General features: G+C 51.6%; 18 protein-coding genes. 7 read left to right on the forward strand and 11 right to left on the reverse strand.

All coding sequences use genetic code 11. The features are described 5' to 3' along the window. The first annotated feature begins 183 nt into the window (after positions 1-183). Positions 184-1,980 carry an oligoendopeptidase F gene (gene pepF, locus VFA09_17090; protein HZU68994.1) on the forward strand — a complete coding sequence of 599 codons (1,797 nt, stop codon included), beginning with the start codon at positions 184-186 and terminating at the stop codon, positions 1,978-1,980. 222 nt (positions 1,981-2,202) lie between these two features. Beyond that, the gene (locus tag VFA09_17095; protein ID HZU68995.1) at positions 2,203-2,457 is read left to right on the forward strand and encodes a CsbD family protein; all 255 of its coding nucleotides are present in this window, start codon (positions 2,203-2,205) and stop codon (positions 2,455-2,457) included. 77 nt (positions 2,458-2,534) lie between these two features. On the opposite strand, the gene VFA09_17100 is transcribed toward VFA09_17095, so the two are convergent. Both VFA09_17100 and VFA09_17105 read right to left on the reverse strand, forming a co-directional pair. Further along, positions 2,535-3,530 (reverse strand): LLM class flavin-dependent oxidoreductase, encoded by a 996-nt coding sequence (locus VFA09_17100; GenBank protein ID HZU68996.1) that lies wholly within the window; start codon positions 3,528-3,530, stop codon positions 2,535-2,537. Positions 3,531-3,542: 12 nt separating this feature from the next. After that, a complete protein-coding gene (locus tag VFA09_17105) occupies positions 3,543-4,616 on the reverse strand; it encodes an alpha/beta hydrolase (protein HZU68997.1) in 1,074 nt (357 codons plus the stop codon). Positions 4,617-4,768: 152 nt separating this feature from the next. Here VFA09_17105 and VFA09_17110 point away from each other — a divergent pair, with 152 nt between their 5' ends. Further along, entirely contained in the window at positions 4,769-5,173 is a 405-nt protein-coding gene (locus tag VFA09_17110; GenBank protein HZU68998.1) for a response regulator, read from the forward strand. A 165-nt stretch (positions 5,174-5,338) separates the two neighbouring features. Then, positions 5,339-5,746, forward strand: a complete 408-nt coding sequence (locus VFA09_17115) for a metalloregulator ArsR/SmtB family transcription factor (protein HZU68999.1) — start codon at positions 5,339-5,341, stop codon at positions 5,744-5,746. 305 nt (positions 5,747-6,051) lie between these two features. On the opposite strand, the gene VFA09_17120 is transcribed toward VFA09_17115, so the two are convergent. Continuing rightward, positions 6,052-6,441, reverse strand: a complete 390-nt coding sequence (locus VFA09_17120; protein HZU69000.1) for a metalloregulator ArsR/SmtB family transcription factor — start codon at positions 6,439-6,441, stop codon at positions 6,052-6,054. A gap of 134 nt (positions 6,442-6,575) precedes the next feature. Here VFA09_17120 and VFA09_17125 point away from each other — a divergent pair, with 134 nt between their 5' ends. Then, a complete protein-coding gene (locus VFA09_17125) occupies positions 6,576-7,517 on the forward strand; it encodes an ATP-binding protein (GenBank protein ID HZU69001.1) in 942 nt (313 codons plus the stop codon). A gap of 16 nt (positions 7,518-7,533) precedes the next feature. On the opposite strand, the gene VFA09_17130 is transcribed toward VFA09_17125, so the two are convergent. Next, positions 7,534-8,907 (reverse strand): PQQ-binding-like beta-propeller repeat protein, encoded by a 1,374-nt coding sequence (locus VFA09_17130; GenBank protein ID HZU69002.1) that lies wholly within the window; start codon positions 8,905-8,907, stop codon positions 7,534-7,536. A gap of 326 nt (positions 8,908-9,233) precedes the next feature. On the opposite strand from VFA09_17130, the gene VFA09_17135 reads away from it, so the two are divergent. Beyond that, positions 9,234-9,398, forward strand: coding sequence for a hypothetical protein (locus VFA09_17135; GenBank protein ID HZU69003.1), 165 nt, complete (start codon positions 9,234-9,236; stop codon positions 9,396-9,398). Between the two features lie 187 nt (positions 9,399-9,585). Here VFA09_17135 and zwf read toward each other — a convergent pair whose 3' ends face one another. Next, a complete protein-coding gene (gene zwf / locus VFA09_17140) occupies positions 9,586-11,172 on the reverse strand; it encodes a glucose-6-phosphate dehydrogenase (protein HZU69004.1) in 1,587 nt (528 codons plus the stop codon). 466 nt (positions 11,173-11,638) lie between these two features. Between zwf and VFA09_17145 the strand changes: the two genes are divergently transcribed. Then, a complete protein-coding gene (locus VFA09_17145) occupies positions 11,639-12,322 on the forward strand; it encodes a GNAT family N-acetyltransferase (protein HZU69005.1) in 684 nt (227 codons plus the stop codon). 160 nt (positions 12,323-12,482) lie between these two features. Here VFA09_17145 and VFA09_17150 read toward each other — a convergent pair whose 3' ends face one another. The 6 genes from VFA09_17150 to VFA09_17175 all read right to left on the reverse strand — a co-directional run bounded on the left by VFA09_17150 (position 12,483) and on the right by VFA09_17175 (position 17,758). After that, the gene (locus VFA09_17150; GenBank protein ID HZU69006.1) at positions 12,483-13,493 is read right to left on the reverse strand and encodes a hypothetical protein; all 1,011 of its coding nucleotides are present in this window, start codon (positions 13,491-13,493) and stop codon (positions 12,483-12,485) included. 169 nt (positions 13,494-13,662) lie between these two features. Next, entirely contained in the window at positions 13,663-13,959 is a 297-nt protein-coding gene (locus VFA09_17155) for a prolyl oligopeptidase family serine peptidase (GenBank protein ID HZU69007.1), read from the reverse strand. Next, complete coding sequence (locus tag VFA09_17160) at positions 13,956-14,615, reverse strand: LysE family transporter (protein HZU69008.1); 660 nt, start codon at positions 14,613-14,615, stop codon at positions 13,956-13,958. Before VFA09_17160 ends, VFA09_17155 begins: the two co-directional genes overlap by 4 nt. Positions 14,616-14,699: 84 nt before the next feature. After that, a complete protein-coding gene (locus VFA09_17165) occupies positions 14,700-16,298 on the reverse strand; it encodes an aldehyde dehydrogenase family protein (GenBank protein ID HZU69009.1) in 1,599 nt (532 codons plus the stop codon). A 118-nt stretch (positions 16,299-16,416) separates the two neighbouring features. Then, positions 16,417-17,184 carry a hypothetical protein gene (locus tag VFA09_17170; protein HZU69010.1) on the reverse strand — a complete coding sequence of 256 codons (768 nt, stop codon included), beginning with the start codon at positions 17,182-17,184 and terminating at the stop codon, positions 16,417-16,419. Positions 17,185-17,371: 187 nt separating this feature from the next. Continuing rightward, complete coding sequence (locus tag VFA09_17175) at positions 17,372-17,758, reverse strand: plastocyanin/azurin family copper-binding protein (GenBank protein ID HZU69011.1); 387 nt, start codon at positions 17,756-17,758, stop codon at positions 17,372-17,374. Between the last annotated feature and the right edge of the window lie 65 nt (positions 17,759-17,823).

A 17,823-nucleotide genomic window follows, 5' to 3' on the forward strand; every position in this document is an offset into this window, starting at 1 on the left:
GTTCTTGATAAAATCTTGAGGTCCCTCTGCTTCATTTTTTTCCTCAACCGTGATACAATAGTGCCAATAAACATGCTCGTGGGTTAAGCTCCTCAAGCACGAGAACAGGTCAAAGGCCCGTTGGCCGTCTCGTTCTGGCACCACAGCCCCTGATTAAACACTTTCTTAAGGAGAGAGAACACATTGCAAACATTGACCAAGCGTAATGATATCCCAAAAGAATATACATGGGACCTGGAAAGTATTTTTCCGTCCAACGAAGATTGGGGACAGCATTTCCAGGCCGTTCAAAGACGCCTTCCAGAATTGGAAGCGCTTAAGGGCACGCTGGCCGAAAGCGGGCAGGCCCTCTTACACGTCTTGCGGAAACGTGACGAGCTGTTTGAGCAGATTGAGCGCCTGTTTGTGTATGCTTCCATGCGCAGGGACGAAGATACCACCAATAGCCTGTATCAAGGCATGTATGATCGTGCTATGCAGCTTTATGTTCACGCTTCAACCGTGGCTTCTTACATCGAACCGGAAATCCTGGCGCTGCCACAAGAGACATTGGATCAATTCGTGCGCGAGAACCCAGGCCTGGAACTTTATGGGCAACAGTTGCGCGACTTGAATCGCCAGCGTCCTCATGTGCGTTCCGCCGAAGTAGAGGCTATCCTGGCTGCCACGGGAGAAATTTCCGAAGGCCCCGATTCTATTTTTTCGATGATCGACAATGCTGACCTGAAGCTCCCCACGATCCATGATGAAGAGGGCCAGGAGGTCGAACTGACGAAGGGCAACTACCTCGTCTTTATTCGCAGCACGGATCGTCGCGTGCGCAAAGAGGCTTTCGAGGCCATGCACAGCACCTTCCTCAAACAGCGCAATACCATCGCGGCAACCCTCTCGGCGCAGGTAAAGAATGACATCTTTTATACCCGCCAGCGTAACTACACAAGCAACCTTGAGCGCGCGCTCGCGCGCTACAATATTCCGGTCAGTGTTTACCATAACCTGGTCGAGACGGTCAGCGAGCATATTCCGTTGCTCAATCGCTATATGGAACTGCGCAAGCGTATCCTCAAGCTCGATGAACTGCATATGTATGATCTGTACGTGCCAATCGTTGAGGATGTGCATGATGAAGTAAGCTATGAGCAGGCTCGCGATACGATACTGGCCGGGTTAGCGCCATTAGGGGAAAACTATGTGAATACCCTTAAGCAGGCTTTCACGAATCGATGGATTGATGTGTACGAGACGCCTGGCAAGCGTGGCGGCGCATATAGCGGTGGCGCGTATGGCACATTGCCATTCATCCTGATGAACTTCCAGAACAAACGCGATAGTATGTATACGCTGGCACACGAACTTGGGCACTCGATGCATTCGTACTTTACGCGCAATTTCCAGCCCTACCAGTACGGCGACTATACCATTTTCGTGGCCGAAGTCGCCTCAACGCTTAATGAAGGATTGCTGACCGAGTACCTGTTGAAGACAAATGCTGATCGCGCTGTGAAACTCGCGATTCTCAATCATTCACTGGAAGATTTCCGTGGCACACTCTTCCGCCAGACGATGTTCGCGGAATTCGAACGGGAGATACATAGCCGCGCCGAGCAAGGTGAACCGCTTACTGCCGATTCGCTCAGCGCCGCGTACCACGCTCTCAATGAAAAATATTATGGTAGCGTAGCGGTGGTCGATGAACTGATCGACGTTGAATGGGCGCGCATCCCGCATTTCTACAGCAGTTTCTATGTCTACCAGTATGCGACGGGTATTTCAGCCGCGTCCTCGCTGGTGCAGCAGATTCTGCACGAAGGCAAACCAGCTGTTGACCGCTACCTGAAGTTCCTCAGTTCCGGCTCCTCCGATTACAGCATCGAATTGCTGAAAAAGGCCGGAGTAGATATGACTTCACCGGAGCCAATTCGCCAGGCGTTGCAATTGTTTGATGCGCACCTGACGCAGATGGAAGAATTGATCGGCTAGTAATCTCTTTTTCGTGACGGATGGACTGAGAGAGGGCGCACCCTGGTGGTCGCCCTTTCTCTTTTGTGCATCTATTACAAACAGGTGCTGTATACGTTTGCATGTCCTCATGAGTGTCAATATCAGAGGTGACGGACTCATCTCTTGGGGTAGCAAACAATGATCTCGTTGATGCCCCGGGTTGAATAAGTTGGCTAGTGTAGATTGATCAGGAGGTAATCTATGGCAGACGACCAGACCAACACCAATACCGATACCAATGAGAATGACCTTGGAGCGCAAGGTGTTGCGGATCAAGTGAAAGGCAAGGTCAACCAGGCAGCTGGCAAAGTTCAGGAGAAGGTCGGCCAGGTAACGGGCGATAAGTCAACGGAGTTGAAAGGCGATGCCCGGCAGATGGGTGGCAAGGTGCAGGATAAGGGTGGCCAGGTTGAGCAAAAGGTTGATAACGCTCTAAATCAGGATACGAACCCTTAAAATCAGGGTCTGATTAAGAAAGCACAGGCCCCCAGTTTCCGCGGAAACTGGGGGCCTGTGCTTTCTTAATCAGTTTGTTACGCCTGCGCGAAAGTATCGATCATCAGCTTCACGTCGTTTCCCAAAGGATAGAGAATCGGACAGGTGCAACCATTGCGATTGTACTCTTCCACCTTCGCGCGCACTTCATCAGGAGTTCCGCTTGCGGTGATGCGTTCGATCAAATCGTCGGGCACGAACTGCATGGCTTCGTGAATCTGTTCTCTGGTTGCGGGCCAGCCCAGGATGCTCTGCACCTTCTGCACGGTTTCTGGAGGCGTACCGCTTGCCTCAGCAATGTGTGGCTGCTGTGCAAGATATTGGGTAATCAGTTCCTTTGCCGCCTGCACTGCCGCATGATGATCATAATCGACCGAACACACGATGAGTTGCGGGCAATCTATATCCTCCAGCTTGCGACCGGCTTTTTTGGCGCCGATTTCAATGTGTTTCAGGGCTTCAAGGTTGTATTCAGGCGGCACGCAATAATTCAGTACCACGCCATCGGCAATTTCGCCTGCCAGTTCCATCATACCCATGTGCGTTGCGCCAATGAAAATCGCCACGTTGCGGGGTTCGCGGCGGCCATGGACTACATCAAGCTCGATGCCCTCCACCTGGTGAAATTCGCCGTGGAAGGTGACGCGCTCCATGTTTAGCAAGCGCCTTAAGACCTCGATGGTCTCGCGCATAGCTTTCAAGGGTTTCCTGCGCTCGATACCCACATTTTTTGCCAGCGGGTCCCACCATGCGCCGAGACCACAAATAATGCGATCCGGCGCGAGATCATCTAGCGTCAGGAAGGTTGCTGCGAGCAGTCCAATGTTGCGCGTCCAGTTATTAATCACGCCGCTGCCAATTTTGATGTGCGACGTCACCGCGGCAAATGCCGCCATCGGTACAATCGCATCGCGTACCAGGCGCGATTCTGCCTGCCACACCGCCTCGAAGCCACGCTGCTCGGCATACTGTGCATAGGCCATCCCCTCGCGGATTTCATGTTTATCTTGCAGGTACATTGCTACACGTGCCATATGACCCTCCCACTATTTTCCATCATGCTTTTGTACAAACGTGTCAAAAAGCTCAAAGACCTCGTCCTGCTTTTCGATGTGTGGCGAATGGCCGCAATCTGGCAGCACCACTTCTGTATACTCGCCACTGTTGGCAGCATATGCATTCATGACAGTCTGTATCTGCGTTATCATGGGCTGCGGTGGATAGACCTCGGCTCCGGGCCAGCCGGGGACCGCGCCAATTTGTCCGAGAAAGCCGAAGTCGAACAATGAGGTATCGGAGACAATCTGATCGTCGGCGCCGCGTATCCATAACACAGGCGGTTTATTGCTAATCGTAGCGAATGCTGCCTGATTGAGGTACTTCGGGGAGAGTGCGTTATTGGGTCCCTGCACGCCTGGCGCGACATTGGGCCAGTTATTCGATGCCGTCATATCGCCCGGATAGATGCCTTCCGCGACTTTACAGGAGAGGATCGAGGTCACGTATATCTCTTCGCGGTCGGGGGCCACGCGGAAAGGAGGCTTAAAGTAGAAGGTGTTCATAACGGTGCGCGGCGAGAGTTGATCGCTGCCCCGGTCTCCCTGCCCGATGCGCTTCACAAATTCAGGATTGGCTGTGCCGCCGCCGCTGCCCGCGAAGTCGGGCCAGATAGGAGCGCCATTCGCTCCCTTCGTACCGCCAAAGCCAAAGGGCGAGCCGGGGGCTTGCAGTGTCAGAGAACGCAGCGTATTGGAATGGTCTATCGCGTATTGCATTACGACGTTGCCACCCAGTGACCAGCCAAACAAATGGAACGCAGGCAGGCCCAGCGCCTGAACCAGCGCATAGAGATCATCTGAGAAGTCGCGTACGCCCCTCGTTGCGTTGATTCGTAGAGCCTCGGTATCACCGTAGCCTCGCATATCCGGCGCAAAAATCTTGTAGCGACCGGTTGCTGCCAGCACCAGCATAAAATCCTGAAAGAAGAGCGACGACGCAGTATTGCCATGCACCAGCACAATGGGTGTATCTCCAGAACCCGCTTCGAGATAAGCGACCTCGAGCCGGTCAGTTCTGACCTTATTTTGGACGATTCCTGGAAGTAATGGTGTAGGTGACATTATTGAAATAACCTCCTGTGCGAAACTTTTTGTTATTGTACCATCTTTCTGTCCTATGCTGGCAAGCAGCTTGTCTCTGTTTGGTTGAGTAGAACGTGTATGCTATTAGTGATATTTCTTCGGTAAAAAACGAAATAGATTGGTGGTATAGCATGGACAGTGACGACTCTATTCAATCAGACCCCAGCGAGCTAAAAACGGTGATGATTGTTGAAGACGACGCGGGCATTGGCAACTTTCTTGTCCAGGCAATTCAGCAAGAAACACCCTACCAGGCAGTGCTGGCCACCGATGGCTTTCAAGCCTTAAAGATGTTGCACACCTTGAAGCCAGATTTGCTCATTCTGGATTATAGCCTTCCCGGTATGAACGGTCTCGAGGTCTATGATCAAGTCCATGCAAACAAGGAATTGGAACATATACCCGTGTTGATAATCACTGCCGAAACATTGCGCGTGCAAAAAGAGGTGAAAGCCCGGCAAATCTCTCTATTGCAGAAGCCATTTGATCTTAGCGAACTCCTCGCTGCTATTGATCAATTATTTGCGCCATCTTAGTTGATGTGGAACGTGTCAACGAAGGGCACATATACAGCCGGTACAGGAACGCAGCCTCGCCAGTACTTATAAGCAGAGCTGAAACGGAAAAAGCAACTCGCTCGTGATGAGATTAAGAAAGATTGTAACCATGCTCACCTGCGAGTATGGAGAAAGGATAGCATTATGGCGAGGGAAAAGGGTACATCTGCATTTTCAGCACATTCTCGACGCCGGCCTTACCAGGTAGATCACTATATCAATCAATTTTTGGATGCTACCTGTGATGAGAGCCGGCGTGCCATTCTAGAGCTGCTTGTTCCGCCTGACGGACAGGATTCCCCGGAGGCCTACGAGCTGCGCGCGGGAGATATTGCCAGGCAATTAGGGCTGGCTCGATCTACAACCTCGGAGCACTTGCACCAGTTGCTCAAAATGCACCTGGTAAGTACGCGTAGAGAGGGTACGATGGTCTATTACAGGCTGCGCAATCGTCACCTGGTGCGGGCTTTCCATGAATTGCTACGTGCGCTGGAAACCCATTATACCGCCCAGAGCGCGGCTATGGAGTCTCCAACAGCTGCGGGAGAATAAGTTTTCTTTCCTTGCAGCTGATTTATTTTCGCATAAGTCACCATGTAATCACCCCGTTTTCCACCTTTTTTCTTCTTCTTGATACGTCCACCTGTACCATACGTTTCACATAATAAGGCAGTATTTCGGTGCTAACCGAGGAAACTCTGTTGCTCTATTGGTCAGGAATGGAATTAGAAACAGGACATATTTCTCATCCGTGTCATAGTTAAGGCCCATATTTCGCCTATTACCGAACAAGAAAAGGATGTTAAAGGAGTAAGAGAGAGGATGTTAGAAGCCGCTTGAGAATAACCTGAAATGCTTCAGGACAGCTGCTTCTGATAATACTGTTCCAGCGTTCGCAGCAGGTCTAAAAAGGCCTGGACAAGCAAGTGATTTGACAAACGATAGTAGACCGCGGTTCCCTGTTTGCGAGTTGTAACCATGTGGAGATTGGCGAGCTGGCGCAGGTGCTCAGAGGTGGTAGCGCTGCTCAATCCGAGTTCTTGAGCGATTTCTCCAGAGCGTAGCTCCGTAGGGACGGATGGGTCATTGTCGTTGGGTGCGGCAAGCAGCTCCAGAATATAGCGGCGGCTCGTGTCGCATACTATGGATAGAAATTGATCCACAAACGCATCTAATTCTGACGAACGATGCAGGATGCTGGAATGTGCGCGGTTTAGCCTTACGGCGGCAGTCTTTTTCCGAGGCATCGCTTTATTACGCTCCCTTCGTAAGAAATGGGGAACTTTCTGACAGGCGGAAGAACAAAACTCTTCCCTGTCTATATCTTATAACCGCTTATCATGTCTTATGATAACATGCCAGGTGAAAGGGTGAGGTTGATATGCCATCCTATCTTACGACAGCAGATGTGGCTACACGTCTGGGTGTCAGTCTCGATACCGTCCGGCGCTGGTTACGCAGCGGTGAACTCAAAGGTACTCCCTTTGGGCGAGCGGGCTACCGTATTGAAGACGCAGATTTCGAGGCATTTTTACTTCAGCGTCGACGGCAATCTCAGGAGTTCAGTACCATTTCTCCTGGACAATTTGCTCCAACCGGTACGGCGTTGGTAGAGTTGATGAATGCGCTTGGCCAGGAATTGCGCATGCCGCTTGCCACGACACGAGGCACGCTACACCAGGCGCGCCGTCTGCTTCAACGCGCACTAGAATCGCCTTTACCAGATACGGCAGTAGATCTACTCGCAAGGCTTCAGGAGGTGCTGGTACGCGCAGAACGACAGGTCGCAGCAGAGATTCGGCTGGCGGGCAACCTGCTGGATGCCTCTCGCATTGAAACAAACATGTTCGAACTTTCCCCGGCATGGTGCAATCTGGTCGAAATTGTGCGCGAAACTGTCTCAAGCCTGCAAGAACTTGCCGGTCAAAAAGTCATCGAGCAGGAACTGCCTGCTGATGACCTGGTAGCGGTGATTGCCGATGCTGATCGCATCAAGCAGGCATTAACCAATTACCTTCTGAACGCGCTCAAGTTTTCTCCCAACGATCAACCAGTTAAGGTATTGCTGGCCGTAAATGATTCGCAGGCACGTGCCGCGGTGCAGGACAAGGGACCGGGAATCCCAGATTCAGAGCAGCATATGATATGGGAGCGTTTCGGACAGGGACAGAGGCGTCCGGCAGGTTCGGGAAGTGGGCTGAGGCTTGGTTTATACATCACCCGGGCCATCATTCAGCAGCATGGTGGCCAGGTTGGCGTCGAAAGCCAGCCTGGGGAAGGCGCTACGTTCTGGTTCACGCTTCCCCTGGCGGATGAGACATAAAGGAAAAGATCAACAACTACGAGGTAGCAGGATAGCGCCACAGGAATTTTCCTGTGCTTGATTGCAAGACATCCATCGTTCCATTGATGTGCCGGACATACATAAGCCCGTCAACCACCCTTGGATACCAGAGAATTGTAGCTTTTGAAGTATAATGCCAGAGAATACTTCCGTCTCCTGGTCGCAATGCTTCAAGCGAACCGTCACTTAGTGCGACGTAAAGGATTCCATCCTGGAGTATAGGGGAATAACGAAAGCCAAGGGCATCCACCTGATGTTGCCAGAGCAGGGAGCCGTCGCTTGTCCGTAAAGCGATGATCGTGCCATCAAATGTAGCAATGTAGGTAACGCCATTCGCTACCAGTGGCGCTCCACCAAATACCTCCCTTGTCTGGTACTGCCAGAGCAATGAACCATCTTTGTCCCGCAAAGCCTCGATTGTCCCACTCGTTGTGCTGATATAAGCTATTCCGTCCGCGACCGTCAGAAGCTCAAGTGCGTTTCCTGGAGAGGTGTACTGCCAGAGGGGTTTCCCATCACTCATACGCAGCGCCTGCACCTCATTCGTGCCGCGGGCTATATACATCGTGTCACCATCTATGAAAGGCGCCCAGGGGTTATTATCACTGGGATCTGCTTGATAGCGCAAAATCCTGGAGCCGTTGCTTGCTCGCAGTACATAGACCATACTATCTCTGGTCAGGATAGAAGCCGTTCCATTCGCAACCGATAAGAAGCCATCCAGGGGCATATCCAGGCCAGATATAAAGTACCACAGAAAAGAACCATTACTGCTGCGTAACGCTTCAACACTGCCGCCCTGACCATTGACATAGACTATCCCATCCTTGACCAGCAAAGATGATGGCCCAGGAGGAGGGGTCTGATGTTCCCAGAGAAAACTGCCGTCGCTGCCGCGCAGGGCCGCTACACCCCCATTTGTATCTGTGGGCCATGCAATGTAGAGTATATCGTACACTGCCCATAAATAAGCCGTTGGGGGGAAGCCTACTTGATGTTGCCAGAGCAGCTTGCCGTCGCTTGTCCGGTGCGCTTCCAGCGTGCCATCTGCTGCCAGTATATAAGCCCTTCCGTCCGCAACCGATATATCATTGAGATGAGGTTGAGATGGGGCACTCGCACGCCCCGGGTTAGAAACAGTTGGCCTGGATATGGAAAATGAACCCGATTGGATTACGGGCAGTAAGATCAGCAATAATATCAGGACGCTCATCAAACATATGAAAAGTCTTTTACGTGGAGTTAGGACTTTTTGCATAAACCCCGCTGCCGCGCGCGCAATGAGAGAATTGGAAGTTTGCTCTGGAGAGCCCAGATCTGTAATCTCGACTTCGTCTTGACCGGGTAAGTTGTTCTCGTCTGCTTTCATAGCATTCTTCCTTACTTCAAGCGAGGCTAGTTACCTATCTGGCTACTCGGTAAGTAAAAGGCACCTTCATAGGTACTATAAGAGATATAAGGGTTTATGACAAGACCTTAACAGGATGCTTTGTCGTTTAAATCCCTACATATGGGTAATATACTGATTGAAAGAATTTCCTTTAGAACATCGGTACTATAAATAATTGTAATCGTAGGTATAGAAAAAGAAATGTACAAAGAGATTTTAAATTGATCGCTTAGTTTCGTCTAGTAATATTGATTGAATTGAATTTCGTATGATGGAGGGATTTCGTTCAAAGGAAAAAGAGAGAGATGCTCATCATCATCTACCTGTTCGTCACAACAATATTCTCGATCATTTTCGTGTGGCAGATAGTGCATCGTATTGCTCATCCTTTTGAATGCACCTGTGGCTTCAGGACGCGCTTCCTGAATAAATTCAAAGGGCACCTGCTACAAAGCCATCGATGGCATTAGTGGCTGCTAGCAACAGATCGGACGATTTAGCCGAGAGAGCCTATGGAGGGCGCGACCACAAGGGTTCATACGCGGAGGTTTTTGGAAGCGGCCTCGGCTACTGGTGTCCGTCCCGTTCCCAGAAATCTACTTATGCAAGTCCTTGTGGTCGCTCTCTCCCTCATTCCATATCCTATGGGCGTTGAGGTTACGGGTTATCCCACTCTCTTCCATCGCGCTGGATCAATTCATTGGCTTCTTCAGGCCCCCAAGTTCCGGCTTTATAGGGATAGATGGTATCGGGAGGCATATCCTTCCATACATTGGTGATGCTGTCGATGATGCGCCAGGAAGTTTCTACCTCGTCACGACGTATGAAGAGTGTCGAGTCTCCTAATATACAGTCGGCAATCAATCTTTCGTAGGCATCGGGGGATTCGATGCCGAAGGCGCTTTCGTAGGAAAAATTCATATTCACATCTGCCAGGTGCTGGGCCGCGCCGGGCACTTTGGCGGCGAATTTCAGGCTCATCCCTTCATCTGGTTGAATACGAATGGTCAGGCGATTAGGCACCAGCCCCTTCGTTTCATTCGGATTATAGAGCTGGTGTGGAACACGCTTGAATTGGATAGTGACCTCGGTACTGCGTTTTGGCAAGCGTTTGCCGGTACGGATGTAGAAAGGAACATCGGCCCAGCGCCAGTTTTCGACGAACAGTTTCAGAGCGACATACGTTTCGGTCGTCGAGTTGGGCGCAACCCCCTGCTCCTCTTTATAGCCCGGCACCTGTTGTCCGTCGATTACACCGGCTGTGTACTGACCGCGCACCGTATTCTGTTTCACCTTTTCTGGAGTGAACAACGGAATGGCGCGCATGACCTTGACCTTCTCGTCGCGAATGGCCTCGGCGTCGAATGCAACCGGTGGTTCCATGGCGGTCAGGCAGAGCACTTGCATGATGTGGTTCTGCACCATATCACGTATCGCGCCTGATTCTTCGTAATATTCAGCACGCGTGCCGATACCCAGGCTCTCTGCTACCAGAATTTGCACGTGGTCGATGTATTTCTGATTCCAGAGTGGCTCGAAAATACCGTTGGCGAAACGAAATGCCAGAATATTTTGCACCGTCTCTTTACCCATGTAGTGGTCGATGCGGAAAATCTGATTTTCACGGAAGACCCGAGCGAGTTCGCGATTGAGTTTTTGCGCCGTTTCCAGGTTGCGCCCGAAGGGTTTTTCAATGATGAGGCGTGCCCATCCCTCTTCGCCTTCCTGATTAGCCTGCGAGCGCGCAAGGCCGGCGCCACCGAGTTGATGGATGAGTTCGGAGTCGAGGGAAGGCGGTGTTGCCAGGTAGTAGATGCGATTTCCTTGTGTGCCCCGATCCCTATCCAGCTGCTCGAGCATATCCGCCAGCTTCTGGAATCCCTCGCGATCATTGAAATCGGATTGGCAATAGAAAATGTGCTGAGCAAATTCGTGCTGCGCTTTGCTATCGAGCTTATCATCATCGGGCATATATTTGTTGATCGAATCGATGGCCATACCGCGATATTGCTCATCGTTCAAGGGGCGGCGCGCGAAAGCAATGATCGAGAATGCCTCGGGTAGGGGATGGTCGTGCCAGAGATGGGCCAGGGTAGGCAAAAGCTTGCGCTGCGTCAGGTCGCCCGTGGCACCGAATATGACGATCACACATGGTTCGGGCTGTTGGCCGTTCTGCCAGATCGTGTGCTGCTTCAATACCGTATGTTGTTTCAGTTGTGTTACCGGCTTAACTTCTTGTACCATATTCACTCTCCTTACAGAAAATTTATGCCGCTATCCAGAGTATACCTCACTCCGGCACATTGCGTATAGCAATCTCGTCTGTTTTATCTTGCCAGCAGCAAGAAGGATTCATAATTATCACGTATCAGCATGCAATTTGTGTGAGCAACCTTCCTGCTGATTACTCATCAGGAGTGCGCGAGGGATTCTTCGCTGCGCTCAGAATGACAGGCCTACGAGCAGACGTGTCATTCTGAGCGCAGCGAAGAATCCCTCGCGCACTCCTGAACCCAGGTGAACTCGCCTCGTCCAGGGAACTCATGGGTAATCACCAAACTTCCAATCGCTTGCCTGGATATTGAAAGATTGGTAAGATACGAGCCAGCGCGGTCTGATTTGGCAGTTCATCTCAATGATTGGAGGCCCTTGATGGGAAACGTTTCTTCTCGAAAGGATTTTTGTCTTTCACCATTGAGAAAGGATTATCATGCAATTGACCGATCGTATATTACTGCGCTTGCACGTCGAGGCCGTCTGGGACGTACATTTTGCTTCCCCTGTGCTCAATGATGTTGAGCTATCTGCCGAAGACTCACAACTTTTCTGGAATCTCTGTGTGGCGGACCTGGCTTCGGGCCGCGTGTATATATGGAGACCCGGTGTGACCGCTATTGAACGGGAAGTACTACGCTTGAGAGCGGACGAAGCCCTGACATCCTCATCGGTTGGTGTTCCACTATCAGAAGTACATCGCGAGGTGGCTCTTTCCCTGGTTGCCGCCCCGCGATTTGATAAGGCAACTGCCGCCACAATTGCCCGTCCTTTAACTGAAAAGGATCAAGCGCTGATTGAGGCGTTCGATCCTGGTTCTCAGGATTACTACTTTCATCCCCAAAGGCAACCACTTATCGGCGTGGTCATTGCAGGGCAACTTGTGAGCCTGGCTCATAGTTCCCGACGCACTTTAGAAGCCTGTGAATTGGGGATAGATACGCTTGCTGAAGCGCGCCGGAAGGGATATGGGCTAGCAGCCACTATTCTGTGGACACAATCGATCCTGCAAGAAGGACTGGTTCCGATTTACAGTGCCGATGCTTCCAATACCGCTTCGCTTCGCCTGGCTGATGCAGCCGGCTACCGGGCTTTCGCAAAGATTGCGACGCTTGAGTGATGAAATGCGAGATAGGAGACTATTGGTCATGGAAGAACGATAGACCTGACTATTATCGATCCGGATGCTATCCACGTCGATCTCATGCCTGAGAAGGCGAGCTACCCGGCACAAAAAAACCTGGCAGCACTATAGATGGGCTGCCAGGTTTTTGGTAATATTACTTAGCTCCTGCCTTCACGGGAGACTTATCAGGGAGATTTGGATTGGGCAACTTCACCGTTACTTTGTCGCTCTGTTTTTTGCTTGCCCCACGTGTACGGTTCATAACGCGCGTACTTGCAAGATAATAGGTCAGAGCGATACAAAGCGCAACCGGTAAGAATAGATAGAATGCGAGCGGAAGGCCTAACGCGTGTAAAATCAATTGCAGGGTAGGTAGTACAAGGAGCATGATGGCCGCGATTAAAGTGAAACCCGCGACCCAGCGGATTTTCAGTTGTTTCTCCAGCACTTTATGACGCAGCAGCGCCTGCTCGCGTATACTGTTCTGGAGTTTAATCAGATTCTGTCGCTCCTGGTGAATAGCTTCCCGCTCGCTTGCAAGTTCTTGCTCAAGTAGTTGGGCTTTATGCTGCGCCTGGCGCATTAGCCTCAGGACCTCAGCTACATGCTGGTCCTCGATCTGTTTGACTTGCAATTCCAGCGTCTTTACCACATCATGCAATATTGGCGGAGTGTGATCAGGAGAGAGTACCAGCGTGCTGGCGGCCTCTGATACCAGTGACTGAGCTTCCTCTTCAACTTTTTGATGGAAAGAGTGGTAAAGCTCCTGGTAGCGGCGCTCCAGGTTCGCGTTGATTTCCTGCAACTGTTTCTGCTCTTCCATCATATCGCGCAGTTGTTCCTGGTATTGTTCGATCTCCACCTGCTGCGTATTGCGAATCGAAGCGTTTTCCCGCTCTAGCTGTTTTATAGCTTGCTTATACTCAGCGAGCAGGCGCTCCATATCTTCCAGGTCCCAGCGCAGGCGCTTGTTCTCCTCACGCAGATGGGCCAGTTGACGTGCGGCCAGTTTTCCTGCCGGTGGCGTTTCGCTATTGATGCGCGGCAGGATGTCTGTCTGCCTCTGGCGTTTCTCGTTGATGATTTCCCGGCGTGCAGCAATACGTGCTGATCGGTCATACGGTCCTGTTGTAGTATCGGTAGTATCTTCCGGCGATAACATCATCGGCTCCCTTGCATGGTTATCTGACAATAGGTAGCAGCATATGCACGCGAGACATGCGCAACTTGCATCTACGGTAAAAAATCTCCCTGCTCCAATTATGCATAGATAATTGGAATTTTGCAAGGCTTTTTCCTGGATAAATTGGAATTGTAACTCTTGCGCTGCTATTTCAAGCCATTTTCAAGCAACCATGCCCGTGGGGAAAATCGTTGCCGAGGTGCAGGGCGAGGAATTGTTGCAGCACATGAATATATCCTTGCGGGTCATGCGCATATGCATCACAATGCGCGGCATCCTCTACCAGATATGTTTCAAGAGAAATGCCGCAAGCTCTGGCCTGCTTCGCGATTTGATAGGCATGGCTGATGGGGACGGCTTCGTCTTTCATGCCGTGAATGAGCAGGATAGGTGGGTGCCTGTAGGTAATCACCAGATACAGGATGGCCCTACCCAGCAGGGGACTCAACGTGTGGGTTTTAAGGCAGGCAGAAGCTGGTGTTCTAACCAGTCTTGCACGGTAATCCAGAGAACACGAATGCCAAAATAGCCGAGCGCAAGGCCACACAGGGCGTTGATCCAGCGAAATAGGGCCGGATGAATCCACCTGCGTCCCCAGCGCACAATGGCGCTGATTCCGATGCACCAGAGTACCGCCCCCAGGAAGAAACCGGCGAAGAAATACAAAAACTGCCAGCCGGTTATCCCTGAAGCAACGACACTGCTTCCCAGGCCTGTCCAGAACGCGAGTCCTACCGGATTGGCCAGACCAAACACAACGCCGGTGGCGAAATCTCCCCGCGTGGTGGATACCTTATCTGAGGAAACGTGCTGGCGTGTAAAGGCTTCGGAGAGCGCTAACCATGCCAGGCGTAATAGGAAGAAGCCACCGGTGAGCCCGAGTATTATCTCAACCGCCAGGTAGCGGGTCAGGAATGTTACACCGGTTAATGCGAGTATTGCCCACAACGAGTCTCCGATCAGCGAACCGGTTTCAACCAGCAGGACTGAACGGCTGCCCCAGGCGATCCCACGACGTATAGCTTCCGTATTAACCGCGCCCGGTGCGGCGGCGTAGGCAATGCCCAACCCAATAGCTGTAGCAATCAGGGTGATTGGTATCATCTTTGGTCCTCATTCCATCGTATGTTTTAGCTTTTCGTATTTCGGCGGTAATCCTGTAATGTCTGTATTCGATGTGGCTCCTGGTTATTTCTTTCGTTTTCTACCGCTGAAGCCAAATAGCAATTTGATTACCTGCTTGTAGAGAGGCAACTGCCATTGGTGATAGGGGAACCACCAGAGTTCGCGTTTCAGTGGCAGCTGGATGCGCTCACCCATGATGTGGCGTACCTGGCAGAACTCCTTCAGACCTGTTGCCCCGCCGTGTACGCGTCCGATGCCCGATTGCTTTACACCACCCCAGGGAGCCTCCGGCGCTGAATAGGCCGCGATCACATCGTTGATCATCACAGTGCCTGCCTCCAGGCGCCTGGCGATGCTATCCGCGTGTTTGCTATCCTTACTGAAGACATAGGCATCCAGGCCATAGTTGCTGTCATTTGCCAGGCGGATAGCTTCTTCATCGTCCTCAACCACCGTGATGGGCAGGAGCGGTCCAAAGGTTTCATTGCGCATCACTTCCATATCAGCATTGACATCTGTAAGGATGGTTGGTTCGTAAAATGGGCCTGTGAGATTCTCGGGCCGGTGTCCGCCGAACAAGATGCTGGCCCCTTTACTGACCGCGTCCTGCACCTGGCGTTCGACCACCTGAACCTGGCGTTCATGCACCATAGAGCCAATATCGACATCTTCGCCAGCAGCGGCATTGCCGACGCGCAGTTTCCGTGTCAGCTCAATCGTGCGGCCAATAAAGGCGTCGGCTATACTTTTGTGGACGTAGACGCGCTCAACCGATGCGCAAATCTGCCCGCAGTTGGCAAATGCGCCCCAGACAGCTGCCTGCGCCGCTCGCTCAATATCGGCGTCAGCACAAACGATCATAGGGTCTTTGCCGCCCAGTTCGAAGATCACCGGTGTCAGATTATCGGCGGCGGCGCGCATGATATGGCGAGCCGTTACGCCGCCTCCCGTGAAGCAAATTTTGTCGACCCCGCTTTTCACCAGCGCGGCGCCGGTTTTGCCATCCCCATGGATAACCTGGAAAACGTACTGCGGCAGATCGACGGCGGCAAATAAGTCGGCGATGACCTGGCCGCATTGTGGTGTCAGTTCCGAGGGTTTGAGGATGACTGCATTGCCCGCGATAAGCGCGGTGACGACCTCAGAGAGGCCGAGTACGAATGGGAAGTTCCAGGGCGAAATGATGCCGATGACTCCCAGGGGAGCATAGTGGATGTAGCTCTTGCGATGCTTCAGCAGGTGCAGTGGAACCGGTTCATCCGCCAGCATTTTCTCCGCATGCTTGACATAATAGTTAATGAAATCGGCAGCCGCCATGATCTCATTCAACAGTGCTTCGATGCGCGGTTTGCCTACCTCCTGCGAAATCATGTTGGCGATTTCGTCTGTACGTTTCAGCATGGCGTCACGAAATCGAATCAAATATTCGCCGCGCTCCTTAAATGTCAGCCCGCTCCAGGCTGCTTGAGCGGCACGCGCATTCGCGACGGCCTCTTTTACGGCTGTCTCGTCAGCAACAGGAAGCTCCGCAATCACTTTACCGGTAGTCGCGTTATAGGCCGCAAGAACATTATTAGAGGTATTTTCCTGATTCTGTTGCTTCCCTTCCTGGATACTGGAAGCGATGTGCGAAGTATTTGAGGGCTGTTGTTCGATTGCCATGTGGAACTTTCTCCATTCGTCACGATGCAAGCTCTTATTTCAAATGTATTAAAGAGAACGGCGGCCATATGCTGTTACTATAGCATAGGCCGCCGCTCGAGGTCAAAAGCTCAAAAGCTCAATGCGGTTTAGGTGTTTTGGTTGGTTTAGGCGTGGGCGAAGGTGATCCGGTCGGCGTCCCTGTAGGTGTGCCACCAACTGGGAGTGTTGGCGACGGCGATACCGTAGACGATGGTGTTGCCGGGGCTGTTGGCGAGGCAAGAATCGCCGTGAAATAGGCTGCCTGCGGGATGGTGCAGGCTGGAACCCCCTGCTTTTGGAATGAAATTTGAACAAGCACTATTTTGTTGAGAGCAATGGGTTTCAATGCTACGGGAAAGACTGCCAGCCCATCGCTGCCGGTAGTAGCGGTTAATGTAGTAGTACTGCCATCCGGCCATAGCACTACAGCGGTTCCGCTTGCTCCTGCGACCCCAACAGGGTTACCGTCAACGGTATGCGTAAATTTGGCGTAGACATCTACAGTGCTTGATGGGCTATATGGCGGCGATGTATTGGTTGCCCATCCCCCACAGGCGTAATCAGGAAATGCCGGTGTTGGCGAGCCATTGACCACCCCTAAATTGACGGTGACCGTGACGACAGGGTTGGTCGAAGCGAACTGAGCGTTGCTATTGCCACAAGAGACCACGAGGATGCTCAGTAAAAAGAAGAGGACGACAGCCCCACATTTTATCAAAGAAGAGACAGAAGTATTTTTTTGCCATTGTTTCCAGTGTTGCGACCACATCGAATAAGAACCACCTTTATCTATCTGTTTATCATATTCGTGAATCAGTATAGCACGAGCGAGCTTAAATACTGCATAACGCGCGATTTTTACCAAAAAAGTACTACCCCTGGTTGCCTTTTACGGGTAGGTACTGTTAAAAATAAACGCGATCTGAGGAAAGAAATAACTGTTTGGGGAACTCTGAATTGAATAACAGGGCAAAGGAGGACGGCCTGGCGGATAGGCATACCCATCCGCCAGGCCGTCCTCCTTTGCCCTGTTGCTTGAGGCCGCATTGTTCTTACTGGACTATCACAGTCAGATTCATGCCTGGGTGAATAGAGCAGTAGTAATGGAACGTGCCCGCCGTATTAAATGTACCGAGTGGCGCGCTATCATTTCCTGCGAATTTAATGTCATTCGCAACCGGAGCGCCCGGTTCTACCTTTTTGACTGCGTTGCTGTTACTGACCCAGCTGCCATTGTAAATTTCGTGTGGGACAGGCGCATCATCAATCAGAGTGAGCGTATCCCCTTTCTTGATAGTGATCGAGGGGACGAGGAAATTGGACCCGCCCATATGAACCACCGGGCCGCTAGAGCTCGTTTCTTCCCTGATCGAACATGCGGCCAATAGCGCGGTCAGCAGACCGAATAGAATGACGCCTACGAGAACCTTTTTATACATCGGGGTTTCCTTTCAAGTTTATTTTCCGCACATAGACTCTCTGCACCGGATTCTTTAGAAGATAA

The organism is Ktedonobacteraceae bacterium (assembly GCA_035653615.1).
In the GTDB taxonomy this organism is placed as follows: domain Bacteria; phylum Chloroflexota; class Ktedonobacteria; order Ktedonobacterales; family Ktedonobacteraceae; genus DASRBN01.